Here is a 12,133-nt window from a genome sequence, read left to right on the forward strand (position 1 = left end):
TCCAAAAATGGAAAATTCAAAACAGTATATCGATTCACTTGTGCGGTTGCGAAAGGAATTACACAAACACCCTGAGGTTTCCGGAAAAGAAATTGAAACATCCAAACGCATCATTTCTTTTCTAGAAAATTATCCTCCTGATGAATTGATTACCGGAGTAGGAACAACTGGCGTAGTTGCTATTTATAAAGGAAAAAAAACTGGGAAAACAGTGTTATTTCGATGCGAACTGGATGCTCTGCCAATTGAAGAAACTAATAGTTTTGAACATCGCTCCATTTTTAATGGTGTTTCGCATAAATGCGGTCATGATGGCCATATGGCTATTCTCTGCGGTTTAGCTGTTGAATTGCACACGAACAAACCCAAATCAGGAACTGTAATTTTGTTGTTTCAACCCGCTGAAGAAGATGGTAGTGGAGCTCAAAAAGTATTATTGGATCCCAAATTTGCTGCATTTCAGCCCGATTATGTTTTTGCACTGCACAATTTGCCGGGGTTTCCCATAAATCAAATTGTAGTGAAAAACGAAACTTTTACCTGCGCAGTAAACAGCATTATCATAAAATTAAAAGGCAAAACAGCCCATGCAGGTGAGCCCGAAAAAGGAATAAACCCTGCCTTGGCAATAGCCGCTATTATCAATCAATTTGATGCCAATAATCAATTGGATATTTCCAAAGAAAATTATTGTCTGATTACCCCTATTTATACTAAAATAGGTAGTAAAGCCTATGGCGTGGCAGCTGGTGAAGGAGAAATTCATTTTACGGTACGTAGCGACAGTAATTTGCAAATGAGAAAGATAGAACTCGCTTTAGAAAATTTAGCCAAATCAATTGCAAAAGTGCATCAACTGAAGTGTAAAACCAGTTGGACACAAAGTTTTCAAGCAAATGAAAATGACAAAACTGCAGTAACATTTATCAAAAAAGCAGCAAAAATCAATGGTTTTGAGCTATTCGAAAAAGAAAAACCGTTTACTTGGGGTGAAGATTTTGGCTTGTTCACACAACACTATCCTGGCGCCATGTTTGGACTAGGATCTGGAGTAAACACTCCTGCATTGCACAATCCTGATTATGATTTTCCAGACGAAATAATTGCAACTGGAGTTTCCGTTTTTTATCACATCAGCAAACAAATTACAAATGCACACTAACTCAATTATAGAGCTTAATCGCTCCGCGTATCAAAACAACATCGACTTTCTAAAAAAGACTTTTGGAAAAAAAGTACTGGTTTCCTCAGTCGTAAAAGGAAATGCTTATGGTCATGGCGTTCAAGAATTTGTGTCTATGGCTTTTCAATGTGGCGTAAATCACTTTTCGGTTTTTGATGTTCAGGAAGCTAAAGTTGTGGAAAACACATTACAAAATAAAGCAACTATTATGATAATGGGACTCGTTCAGGATGAAGATATGGAATGGGTCATAAAAAATAATGTTGAATTCTATGTTTTTGATAAAAGTAGACTTGTACAAGCTGTCAAAACAGCAAAAAAACTCGGCAAAAAAGCAATTCTACACATTGAAGTTGAAACAGGAATGAATCGAACCGGTTTTGATAAAAATGAACTCAACGCAGTGATGGCTTTATTAAAAAAAGAAAAACAACATCTAACTTTCAAAGGGCTTTGCACGCATTATGCCGGTGCCGAAAGTATAACTAATTACTATAGAGTTGACCAGCAAATCAAGAAGTTTGAAGAAATTTATACGTTTTTTTGTAAAAATGACCTGAAGCCACAAATAAAACATTCTGCTTGTTCTGCGGCATCAATAATGTTTCCGCAAACCAGAATGGATATGGTGCGCATCGGAATAATGCAATACGGATTGTGGTCCAGTCCCGAAGTATTTGTTACCTATCTCAATTCTAAAAAGAACAAAATAGATCCACTGCAACGTGTTATCACTTGGAAAAGCACTATAATGAGCGTTAAAAAAGTAAATATTGGTGATTTCATTGGTTATGGAACCAGTTTTATGGCCAAAAGAAAAATGAAAATTGCTGTCATCCCTATTGGCTATTGCCACGGATACAGTAGGTCATTAAGCAATCAAGGACGTGTCCTTATTCATGGACAACGCTGCATTGTGGTGGGCTCGGTAAATATGAACATGATGACCGTTGACATTACTGATATCGAGATAGCAAAAAAAGAAGATGAAGTGGTCCTGATAGGGACCCAAAAAGAACTATCGGTTTCAGTTGCCTCGTTTAGTGACTTTAGCAACCAACTCAATTATGAATTATTAACTCGGATTTCTAAAACAATCCCACGAAAAATTATAGAATAATGGCCTTTATAAAATTATATCGCAAAAAACTAGAAGAAAATTATGCTTTTCTGGATACTATTTTTAAGTCCAGAGACATCCAATGGGGGGTGGTTTCTAAACTATTGTGTGGAAATAAAATTTATCTCAAAGAAATAATCGCTTTGGGAGTACGGGAAATGCATGATTCCAGAGTCAGTAATTTGAAAAAAATTAAAGCATTAGATCCGGAAATCCAAACCGTTTACATAAAACCCCCAGCAAAACGAAGTATTGAAAGCATTGTTAAGTATGCTGATATTAGTTTCAACACTGAAATCTACACCATCCAATTACTTTCGGATGAAGCAGTAAAGCAAAATAAAACGCATAAAATCATCATTATGATTGAAATGGGTGATCTTCGTGAAGGTGTTATGGGTGAAGAATTAATAGCCTTTTATGGTACTATTTTAAAAATGCCGAATATTGAGATCTCTGGAATTGGCACTAATTTTAATTGCCTTAGTGGTGTAATGCCAACGCAGGACAAGCTAATCCAGTTAAGTTTATACAAACAGCTCATTGAAGCTAAATTCAATATTAGTATTCCGTTCGTTTCAGGAGGAACCTCTGTTACGGTACCGCTACTCCTTAAAAATGCCCGACCAATGGCGGTCAATCATTTCCGAATAGGAGAAGCGCTTTTTTTCGGCAAAGATTTATTTACAGGAAATACCATCGAAGGAATGCACCATGATGTTTTCAAATTATATGCTGAAATCATCGAAATTACCGAAAAGCCAAATACGCCAACAGGTGAATTAGGAGAGAATGTAGCCGGAAATTCCTTCTCCATGGATGATGTTACTGATCTGGGAATTACCTCCCTTAGAGCCATACTGGATATAGGTTTGTTAGACATGCAACCCCAATACATCGAATGCGATGATGAAGATATTAGTATTGTAGATGCCAGTTCTGATATGTTAGTTATCGATATTTCTAATTCTAAAAAGACTTACAAAATAGGAGATTTAGTTGCTTTTCAAATACGATATATGGGTGCTTTGTATCTTTTAAATTCTGATTACATAGAAAAAATTATTGAATAAAAGACAGCAGTATATTTTACCTCAATGAAATAACGCACTCAACAATTATTTATAGCGCTTATGTGTCTGGTTTAAACACAAATTGCACTACTTTCCACGATCTGATTCGTGCAAAGTAGTGCAATTTGTGTTTTATATGTGATCCAGTATTTTTCACCGGATATACCATTTATTCAACTTTTTTAAAGCGATCAATTCCAGCTCTCAGCCACCCTTTGTAGGCATTGATATCTGAGTTATAACTTTCCGGTTTATCAGACAACATGTTTTCTTCTACATCTAAAACAATGTAATACGGTTGCGCATTGGCTTTGTATCTTGTGATTTGAAAATCGCTCCATTTATTCCCCACACTTACAATTTCTTTACCCGTTTCCTTAGACACATATTGCTCGCTTTCTGGCAATTCTCTTTTGTCATCAACATACAAAGAAATCAATACCACTTCCTCTTGTAATATTTTTAAAATCGCAGGATCAGACCAAACATAATCTTCCATTTTTCTGCAGTTTACACAAGCATATCCTGTAAAGTCAAGTAGAATAGGCTTGTTTACTGATTTGGCATAAGCCAATCCTTTTTCATAATCGTCAAAAGCAACAAGATCGTGTGGACCTAAATGCGCGCCTTCCGGCAAAATTTGAGCTGATGCATTCGAACCACCTTTTGAATTTCCTACTCCGTACGGACTTTCACTATAGGTCATTGGAGGCGGGAAACCAGAAATTAATTTTAATGGTGCTCCCCAAATTCCAGGAATCAAATAGATGGTAAAAGCCAAAACTACTAATCCAAAAGACAATCTTCCTACTGAAATATGTGCCATTGGACTATCATGCGGCAACGAAATTTTGCCGAATAAATAAAAGGCTAATGTTCCAAAAATAGCAATCCAAATTGACAAGAAAACTTCTCTTTCCAAGAAATGCAATTGCAATACCAAATCCGCATTGGACAAAAATTTGAATGCCAAAGCCAATTCTAAAAAGCCTAAAACTACTTTAACGGTATTCAACCAGCCACCTGATTTTGGTAATGAATTCAACCAACCCGGGAACATAGCAAATAACATAAATGGCAAGGCTAGAGCCAATGAAAAACCGAACATACCTACGATTGGAGCAATTCCCCCTTTAGAAGCAGCTTCTACTAAAAGCGTTCCAACTATAGGTCCGGTACATGAAAAGGAAACAATTGCTAAAGCTAAAGCCATGAATAAAATTCCAATTATTCCACCTCTATCAGCTTGATTATCGACTTTATTTGCCCAAGAATTAGGCAACATGATTTCAAAAGCACCTAAAAATGAAGCCGCAAATGTTACTAATAAAACAAAGAAAATAATGTTAAACCAAACATTAGTGGACAACGCATTCAACGCATCGGCACCAAAAATCCATGTCACTAAAAAGCCTAAAACTACATAAATAAATATGATGGCAACTCCATAAATAATGGCATTGCTGATCCCTTTTGCTTTTGTTTTACTTTGTTTCGTAAAAAAACTTACGGTCATAGGAATCATCGGGAAGACACAAGGCGTAAGCAATGCGGCAAATCCAGACAAAAAAGCGATCAAGAAAATAGACCATAACCCTCTTTTAGTTGCGGGTTCAGAATCTAAAGGCACAACTTTATCAGAAGTTGCAATTTGCGGCTTAGCAGCTTCTGTTTGTAATACTGTGGTATCGCTTTTTACAGAGTCAGTTGTTGTTAGATTGCTTGCTGCTGCTATTGCTACTGACGAAGTTTTAGAAATAACAGGAATCGACAACGTGAAATTCTTCTCTATATTAATACAAACCTCTTTGCATACCTGATAATTAAAATCAACTTTAATTTCAGTTAGCTTTGAATTTGTTAGGGTAATTTCCTGCTGGATTTGACCTTTCTTTTCAAAAAAGGTTTCGTTCACTTCAAATATATCATTAAAGGCAGTTCTTGTTTTGCTTTCTTTGGCTTTGCCAACTAAATTAAAATTTCCTTTTTGATTTTTAAAATTAATTTCAAGCGGCAACGGCCCTCCATCGGGAGTAAATTGAGAATACAAATGCCAATCATTTTCTATGACAACATTGAAAGTAAGAATGTAATTAGTGTCTGATTTTTTTTCTATTTTAGTAGTCCATTTGGCAGGATCAAGAATTTGAGCGTCACCATTGGCAAAAGCCAAAAAAGCAATAAGTATAAATAGTAGTTTCTTCATTATTCTAATTGTATTTTAAGTATATTCTTAGTTGTTTTGCCAATTTTAAAACGGTCATCCTGACGAATACCGACAATCCAAACAATTTGATCATTCGAACGTAAAAGCCATGTATTTTCTTTTTGTAACAAAGATAATTTTTCATCTTTAAAAAGCTTACTTACTTTCTTGGTTTTGCCATTCATACCAAAAGGTTGAAAACTATCCCCCTCGTTCCACTGACGCAAAATCAATGGATATTTTAATTTATCAGCGTCCACAAAGATAGTTTTATTTGAAACGATACTAATGTCGGCTACTTTGCAAAACGTAAGATTTAAGGGAATATTAACTTCTTTTTGATTTTCAGCAATAAAATATTCCTCCTTTTCATTTACGAAATTTATCGGACTTAGGATTAAAGAATCTCTGTCTTTTAATAATCTGAATTCCGGAGACAAAACGTATTTGCCTGATTGGCTTTCGACCAAATCATAAATATCATCCCAAGCCGAAAACTCAAATTCTTTCAGCCATTGGTACAAATACGATTTGTAATTGGGTAATTTTTTTAGCTTTTTTAAATCAAAATAGATCGTTTCTTGCTCTTGGCTCGCAACTTGCTGGTAAATCATAATCGAAGCATCTTCAACCATGACTTGCGCTTCTTGCAAATACGTTTGCGTTTTATGAAACGATGAAAGGAAATTAGGATTCAATTCCTTTAACATTGGAACGAGATGATGGCGAATTTTATTCCGAAGGTATTTATCGGATGCATTACTGCTGTCTTCACGCCACAGAATGTTATTTAACGCAGCATATTCTTTCATTTCTTCTTGGCTAAATGCCAAAAGCGGACGAATTACTTTTTCGTTTTGTACCGGAATCCCTATCAAACCCTCCAATCCTGTTCCTCGACCCAGATTGATTAGAAACGTTTCCAAATTATCATCAGCATGATGTGCCGTTAAAATATAATCGAAATTTTCAGTTTCCAATAATTCATAAAACCAATTGTAACGCAACTCACGGGCTGCAACCTGTGTAGAAATTTTATAATCTTCCGCAAAAGCCTTAGTATCAAATTGTGTGATAAACACTAAAATATTATTTGTAACGGCATATTCCTGAACAAAATTTTGATCTTCAAAACTTTCCATACCGCGCAATTGAAAATTACAATGTGCCATTGCTATTGTGTAACCCAACTGCTGAAATAAATGTACCATTACCATACTATCTTTCCCTCCACTTGTAGCAAGGAGGATTTTTTTTCCGCTCAAGAACTGGAAATTGTGAAGAAGATGGTTTTGAAATTTCTGTAGCATGTCCAAATTTAATTAATTCATTTTGATTTAGCTTAAAACTTCGCGCATAGCTTTAGCTTTAAGCAAACATTCTTCATACTCCTTTTCAGGAATGGATAGCGAAGTGATGGCACTACCAACTGAAAAAGAAACATATTTTTTTTGTTGATTATACAAAATACTGCGGATGACCACATTGAAATCGAAATCTCCATTTGGTGTAAAATAACCAACGGCACCGCTATACAATCCGCGTTTTGTTTCTTCCAATTGTTCAATGATTTTCATCACCGAAATCTTTGGTGCTCCGGTCATACTTCCCATTGGGAAAGTGGTTTTTAAGACATCAATTACCGAATATTGAGCCTCTAATTTTGACGTTATGGTAGAAATCATTTGATGCACTTGTAAAAAAGAATAAATTTTGCACAACTCCTGCACTTCAACGGATCCTTTTTGTGCCGTTCGAGATAAATCATTACGCACTAAATCCGTTATCATAATATTTTCAGATCGTTCTTTTGGATCTAAAGCCAATTGTGTTTTTGATTGCTCATCTTCAACTGCATCTAAAAATCGCTTCGCCGTTCCTTTAATCGGTTGCGAAATAATCAGTTCTCCCTCTTTCCTTAAATAACGTTCCGGTGTTGCAGACAGTAAAAAATGGTTATTATTTTTAAAAAAAACTGCGAATGGAGGCTGAGAAATTTCGTTGAGTTTTATAAATTTATCAATTGGATGAATCGTTGCGTTTTCAGCAAAAAACTCCATACAAAAATTGGCTTCGTAAATATCGCCCTGATGAATGTGTTCCAAGACTTTTGAAACCTTCTCAAGATAACTCTCTTTCGAAATTCGTTGTTGAATGGCTGTTTGTGAATTCTGATTACTGAACACTGAACACTGAATACTTATTTCTTCAAAATCCAGCTCCACTTCATCATCACACATATTGAGATATTGAATCTCAAGCTGATTTCCTTTCAATAAAAATAACTTTTTAGGCTGAAAGAAATATAAATCTGGAAATTCTAATCCGTCAAAATTATTAGATTGCAACTGCTCAATATCATTTTTCAAATCATAAGACAAATAACCAAAAAGCCAATCTTTGGTACTTTGTTGGTATTGTTTTAAATCCTCAAAAGCATTGTGATAATCTGTTTTTATTGAAGTAAATGCATCTACTGCGAGAACGCAATCATAACTGGAATACTTTTGCGGATAATCATTACTATCCAAATAAATGATTTCTCGAAACTGTTGAGACCAAAATAAAAGTTGTTGTTTGAACAGTTTTGGATCAGAAATAGACTTGTAAATGGAAGTTCTCAAAAAATAGTGGTGTTTAAAATTCAAAACTACAACAAAAAACAAACCTTCAATAACAGAATTTATTAAAATTAGCTTATTTTTTTTGTAAATTTGATAGTGCGTGATCAATTTTAGATTTTTTCAATCATTAAATCATTCTCGTTATGGCTTCAAAAAAAATGCTCATTTTAGCTGTTAAAAACCAAAGAAAGTGGATTGCTTTTTTTTCTGATTCTGGATTTTCTTTCCTTCTAAATTTTATTGATGATCAAACCGCTCGAATGATTATTGTACCAAATATTTTTGTGAAGCTATTCATTAAGCAACGTTTTCAAAACTTTACCCAAAAAGCAATTTGTAACACTTATAAAACTCAAAAAGTAACAAAGACACCAAATAGTGACAATAAGAAACAAGCAACTGAAATTACCAAAACTGTAGTTGGCGCTGCCGTTCAATTGATATGGATCCATTAGTTTCTGGATCGATGTACGAACATAGTTTATCCACTTTAGACGAACATCAATGGAAAATTATGTACCGAAATGAAAAATGTATTTCCAAATAATAATTATCTGATATGTAACCTCTAAAACAAACTACTATGAAAATTGCAACCATTATTATCCGAACTTTAATTGGACTTCTATTGCTCTATGCTTCTATTAGCTTTTTTCTAAAACTAGCACCAGAACCAGAAACTACGGGAAATTTCAAAGCTTTCAATGTGGGTTTAGTTGCCTCAACTTACATCTTGCCATTAGCCAAATCAATAGAATTACTCTGTGGATTAGCATTTGTAACTGGTCGTTACGTTACTCTTGCCAGTATTTTAATTTTACCAATAACCATCAACATTTTATTTATTAATTTTTTCTTGTCTCCTTCGGGGATCCCAATTGCCCTTTTCTTATTTTTGGGGAATATGTTTTTGATTTTCAACCACTGGAACAATTATAAAAGTTTATTTGTGGCCAAGGACTAACTAGGCGTGCTTTATAACAAAACAAAACCCGCTCAAAAGCGGGTTTTATTCAAATCAAAAATTTATTCTTTATTTACACATGCAATGCTCTATTTTCAGTTGCGGCTAATGCTGCTTCTTTGATTGCTTCTGCAAATGTTGGATGTGCGTGTGAGGTTCTTGAAATATCTTCTGCAGAGGCTTTGAATTCCATTGCAACAACAGCTTCAGCAATTAAATCCGCACAACGAGCTCCAATCATGTGAACACCCAGCACTTCATCTGTTTTTGCATCAGCCAGAATTTTAACAAATCCGTCTAAATCTCCACCAGCTCTTGCGCGTCCTAAAGCTTTGAAAGGAAAACTTCCCGCTTTATATTCTACTCCAGCGGCTTTTAATTGCTCCTCTGTTTGACCTACTGCAGCCACTTCTGGCCAAGTATAAACAACTCCGGGAATCAAATTATAATCGATATGAGGTTTTTGACCTGCTAATATTTCGGCCACCATTGCACCTTCTTCTTCTGCTTTGTGCGCTAACATTGCTCCACGAACTACATCCCCAATGGCATAAATATTTGGAATATTAGTTTGTAAATGATCATTAACTTCAACCATTCCTCTATCTGAGATTTTCACGCCTGCTTTATCAGCATTCAATCCGTCAGTATACGGACGACGTCCCACAGAAACTAAGGAATAATCTCCTTCAAGTGTTATTGTTTCTCCTTTTGCATTTTCAGCTTGAACAACAACTCCTTCGCCATTTCTTTCTACGGATTTCACTTTATGTGAAACGTAGAATTTCATGCCTTGTTTTTTTAATACTTTAGTCAATTCTTTAGACAATGAAGCATCCATTCCAGGAATAATTTTGTCCAAATATTCTACAACAGAAACTTGTGCTCCCAGTCGCAAGTACACTTGACCCAATTCGATCCCAATAACTCCACCACCAATAATTACTAAATGTTTTGGTACTTCTTTAAGTTTCAAAGCTTCGGTTGAAGTAATGATTCTTTCTTTATCTATTTTGATAAAAGGCAAAGAAGATGGTTTTGAACCTGTAGCAATAATGATGTTTTTGGCTTCGACAGTTTCAGAAGTTCCGTCTGCTTTTGCCACCGCAACATGCGTAGCATCAACAAATGAACCCAATCCTTCCAGAACTGTAATTTTATTTTTGTCCATCAAATATTTCACTCCACTGCAAGTCTGATCTACGACCGCTTGTTTACGAGCAATCATTTTTTCAAGGTTTACTTTTACTTCACCGGAAACTTCAATTCCGTGATCTGCAAAATGTGCAATTTCACTGTAATGATGGGAAGAAGCAAGCAATGCTTTTGAAGGAATACACCCTACATTGAGGCAAGTTCCTCCAAGAGTAGAATATTTTTCGATAATTGCTGTTTTGAAACCCAGCTGTGCACATCGAATTGCTGATACATATCCGCCTGGTCCAGAACCTATAATGACTACGTCAAATGAACTCATAGTATGTTTTTTTATTGTGTTTTTATAAAATGTTCCACAAAATTAAGGAATTAAGTTTTGTTTGAAGTTTAATTCAGAAGGTTTTTTTATTAAGAGAATGACATAACCAAATATCCATCTAAAAATTATTTATGGCTTTTTAGAAGGATCTCTATAAGTATTGAAAACAAAGTAAATAATAATTTTATCATTAAATACTTCATAAATAATTACAAAAGGGAATTTTTTAAGGGATAATACTCTGAAAAATGGCTCTTTATTTAGTGGAAAAAGTTCAGGATTCATTTTTAATATTTTAAATATCTTTTAAGATAAGTAGTTGAAACTATTTAATGTCATACTAAAAAAGGAGTGAAATAATATTTAACATATTAGTCATATAAGAATTAAACCTTAAATGACCTTATGATTGTTATAGTTACATAAGGCTAAAACAATCGAAACTTAAACTTACATGGCTTATATGGTAAAAAAATGCAACATTGTTTTATTCTTATTGCTTAAGCAAAAAAAACTTTGCCTAATCCCTTTTTTCTACTTTCATAAAATTCAATAGCCTCAATTATTTCTATTTCTGCTAATTTTGAAATAACAATTTTAAAAACTATGTTTAGCATTTAATCGCTTCTCCAAATCTTCCCAAGAAGTTGATGAGCTATTCTCGGAAAAGTATGCGTTTCAGGCTTCTTCTAGTTTTTGATACTGATTATTCAAAACTAAGCAAGATTTTTCTTTGTTTAAAATAGCGTCAAATATCCCTTCCAAAACGACTAATTTTGAATCATTCTGCATCAGTTTACCAAAATTCACGATACCCTTTTCTCTAATTTCTTTAGTTTTCATGGGACAGTTGATTTATTCTAAATTTAATTATTTAATGGTACTAAAATAAGCAACATTTATATATCAACAACGGTCGTGCTCTTTACTTCACTAATCATAAATGTGCTGTGCGTACTTCCTATATGTTGTAATGTGGTGAGTTTTGTCACTAAAAACTCCCGATAGGCTTCCATATCTTTTACTACAATTTTAAGTATATAATCATAGTCACCGCTCACGTGATAACATTCAATTACTTCCTTTATTTTTGTTACATCACTCTCGAATTTAGCAATAAAGTCGACGGTGTGCTGAATGAGTTTGAGGTGACAAAAAACCACAAATCCTTTTTCGGCTTTGGCGCGATTAATCAGCGCGACATACTTTTCAATTATTCCTTCTCGTTCTAGTTTTTTAATGCGCTCATAAACGGCAGTGACGGAAAGATTGAGTTTTAAGGATAATTCTTTGGTTGTTTTCTTACTATTTGATTGTAATAAAAAAAGCAATTTTTTATCTGTTGCGTCTAATGCCATTGTCTTGAAAATTTCAAATTGATAGATAATCTATAAAAATCCTGTTAACGGAACTAATTTAGCAAAAAAAATTAATTATTTAAGATTATCTAGTTTTAAAATCTAATATAATGACACACTATTGATTT

Annotated in this window: 11 protein-coding genes; 5 read left to right on the forward strand and 6 right to left on the reverse strand. The window is 34.3% G+C overall.

All coding sequences use genetic code 11. From position 1 onward, the window contains the following. Positions 1 to 7: 7 nt before the first annotated feature. Genes ACEN2F_RS02445 through ACEN2F_RS02455 form a run of 3 tightly spaced genes read left to right on the forward strand, consistent with a single transcriptional unit; the run spans position 8 to position 3,376 of the window. Positions 8 to 1,162: an amidohydrolase gene (locus ACEN2F_RS02445; protein ID WP_441735596.1), complete on the forward strand. Its 1,155-nt coding sequence runs from the start codon at positions 8 to 10 to the stop codon at positions 1,160 to 1,162. Then, positions 1,152 to 2,303 (forward strand): alanine racemase, encoded by a 1,152-nt coding sequence (gene alr / locus ACEN2F_RS02450; protein WP_441735599.1) that lies wholly within the window; start codon positions 1,152 to 1,154, stop codon positions 2,301 to 2,303. The genes ACEN2F_RS02445 and alr overlap by 11 nt, the downstream gene beginning before the upstream one ends. Next, the gene (locus tag ACEN2F_RS02455; RefSeq protein ID WP_441735602.1) at positions 2,303 to 3,376 is read left to right on the forward strand and encodes an alanine/ornithine racemase family PLP-dependent enzyme; all 1,074 of its coding nucleotides are present in this window, start codon (positions 2,303 to 2,305) and stop codon (positions 3,374 to 3,376) included. Before alr ends, ACEN2F_RS02455 begins: the two co-directional genes overlap by 1 nt. Positions 3,377 to 3,545: 169 nt before the next feature. On the opposite strand, the gene ACEN2F_RS02460 is transcribed toward ACEN2F_RS02455, so the two are convergent. From ACEN2F_RS02460 to ACEN2F_RS02470, 3 genes are read right to left on the reverse strand one after another with little or no spacing between them, the layout of a single operon-like run. Further along, on the reverse strand, positions 3,546 to 5,582 hold the full coding sequence (locus tag ACEN2F_RS02460; RefSeq protein WP_441735605.1) for a cytochrome c biogenesis protein CcdA: 2,037 nt from the start codon (positions 5,580 to 5,582) through the stop codon (positions 3,546 to 3,548). Beyond that, complete coding sequence (tilS, locus tag ACEN2F_RS02465; protein WP_441735608.1) at positions 5,582 to 6,892, reverse strand: tRNA lysidine(34) synthetase TilS; 1,311 nt, start codon at positions 6,890 to 6,892, stop codon at positions 5,582 to 5,584. The genes ACEN2F_RS02460 and tilS overlap by 1 nt, the downstream gene beginning before the upstream one ends. Positions 6,893 to 6,919: 27 nt before the next feature. After that, complete coding sequence (locus ACEN2F_RS02470) at positions 6,920 to 8,206, reverse strand: anthranilate synthase component I family protein (protein ID WP_441735611.1); 1,287 nt, start codon at positions 8,204 to 8,206, stop codon at positions 6,920 to 6,922. Positions 8,207 to 8,349: 143 nt separating this feature from the next. Between ACEN2F_RS02470 and ACEN2F_RS02475 the strand changes: the two genes are divergently transcribed. Continuing rightward, positions 8,350 to 8,661 carry a hypothetical protein gene (locus ACEN2F_RS02475; protein ID WP_441735614.1) on the forward strand — a complete coding sequence of 104 codons (312 nt, stop codon included), beginning with the start codon at positions 8,350 to 8,352 and terminating at the stop codon, positions 8,659 to 8,661. Between the two features lie 128 nt (positions 8,662 to 8,789). Beyond that, complete coding sequence (locus ACEN2F_RS02480) at positions 8,790 to 9,170, forward strand: DoxX family membrane protein (RefSeq protein WP_441735616.1); 381 nt, start codon at positions 8,790 to 8,792, stop codon at positions 9,168 to 9,170. Between the two features lie 73 nt (positions 9,171 to 9,243). On the opposite strand, the gene lpdA is transcribed toward ACEN2F_RS02480, so the two are convergent. The 3 genes from lpdA to ACEN2F_RS02495 all read right to left on the reverse strand — a co-directional run bounded on the left by lpdA (position 9,244) and on the right by ACEN2F_RS02495 (position 12,005). Continuing rightward, complete coding sequence (lpdA, locus tag ACEN2F_RS02485) at positions 9,244 to 10,647, reverse strand: dihydrolipoyl dehydrogenase (RefSeq protein WP_441735619.1); 1,404 nt, start codon at positions 10,645 to 10,647, stop codon at positions 9,244 to 9,246. Between the two features lie 678 nt (positions 10,648 to 11,325). Beyond that, positions 11,326 to 11,490 carry a hypothetical protein gene (locus ACEN2F_RS02490; protein ID WP_441735621.1) on the reverse strand — a complete coding sequence of 55 codons (165 nt, stop codon included), beginning with the start codon at positions 11,488 to 11,490 and terminating at the stop codon, positions 11,326 to 11,328. Between the two features lie 56 nt (positions 11,491 to 11,546). Next, positions 11,547 to 12,005 carry an Lrp/AsnC family transcriptional regulator gene (locus ACEN2F_RS02495; protein WP_441735624.1) on the reverse strand — a complete coding sequence of 153 codons (459 nt, stop codon included), beginning with the start codon at positions 12,003 to 12,005 and terminating at the stop codon, positions 11,547 to 11,549. Positions 12,006 to 12,133 lie beyond the last annotated feature (128 nt).

The organism is Flavobacterium sp. W20_MBD1_R3, assembly GCF_052119725.1.
GTDB lineage: Bacteria > Bacteroidota > Bacteroidia > Flavobacteriales > Flavobacteriaceae > Flavobacterium.

Excerpts from the sequence above, each read along its gene's own strand:
- ACEN2F_RS02445 (WP_441735596.1), top strand. The coding sequence starts at position 8 with ATGGAAAATTCAAAACAGTATATCGATTCACTTGTGCGGTTGCGAAAG.
- alr (WP_441735599.1), top strand. The coding sequence starts at position 1,152 with ATGCACACTAACTCAATTATAGAGCTTAATCGCTCCGCGTATCAAAAC.
- ACEN2F_RS02455 (WP_441735602.1), top strand. The coding sequence starts at position 2,303 with ATGGCCTTTATAAAATTATATCGCAAAAAACTAGAAGAAAATTATGCT.
- ACEN2F_RS02460 (WP_441735605.1), bottom strand. The coding sequence starts at position 5,582 with ATGAAGAAACTACTATTTATACTTATTGCTTTTTTGGCTTTTGCCAAT.
- tilS (WP_441735608.1), bottom strand. The coding sequence starts at position 6,892 with ATGCTACAGAAATTTCAAAACCATCTTCTTCACAATTTCCAGTTCTTG.
- ACEN2F_RS02475 (WP_441735614.1), top strand. The coding sequence starts at position 8,350 with ATGGCTTCAAAAAAAATGCTCATTTTAGCTGTTAAAAACCAAAGAAAG.
- ACEN2F_RS02480 (WP_441735616.1), top strand. The coding sequence starts at position 8,790 with ATGAAAATTGCAACCATTATTATCCGAACTTTAATTGGACTTCTATTG.
- lpdA (WP_441735619.1), bottom strand. The coding sequence starts at position 10,647 with ATGAGTTCATTTGACGTAGTCATTATAGGTTCTGGACCAGGCGGATAT.
- ACEN2F_RS02490 (WP_441735621.1), bottom strand. The coding sequence starts at position 11,490 with ATGAAAACTAAAGAAATTAGAGAAAAGGGTATCGTGAATTTTGGTAAA.
- ACEN2F_RS02495 (WP_441735624.1), bottom strand. The coding sequence starts at position 12,005 with ATGGCATTAGACGCAACAGATAAAAAATTGCTTTTTTTATTACAATCA.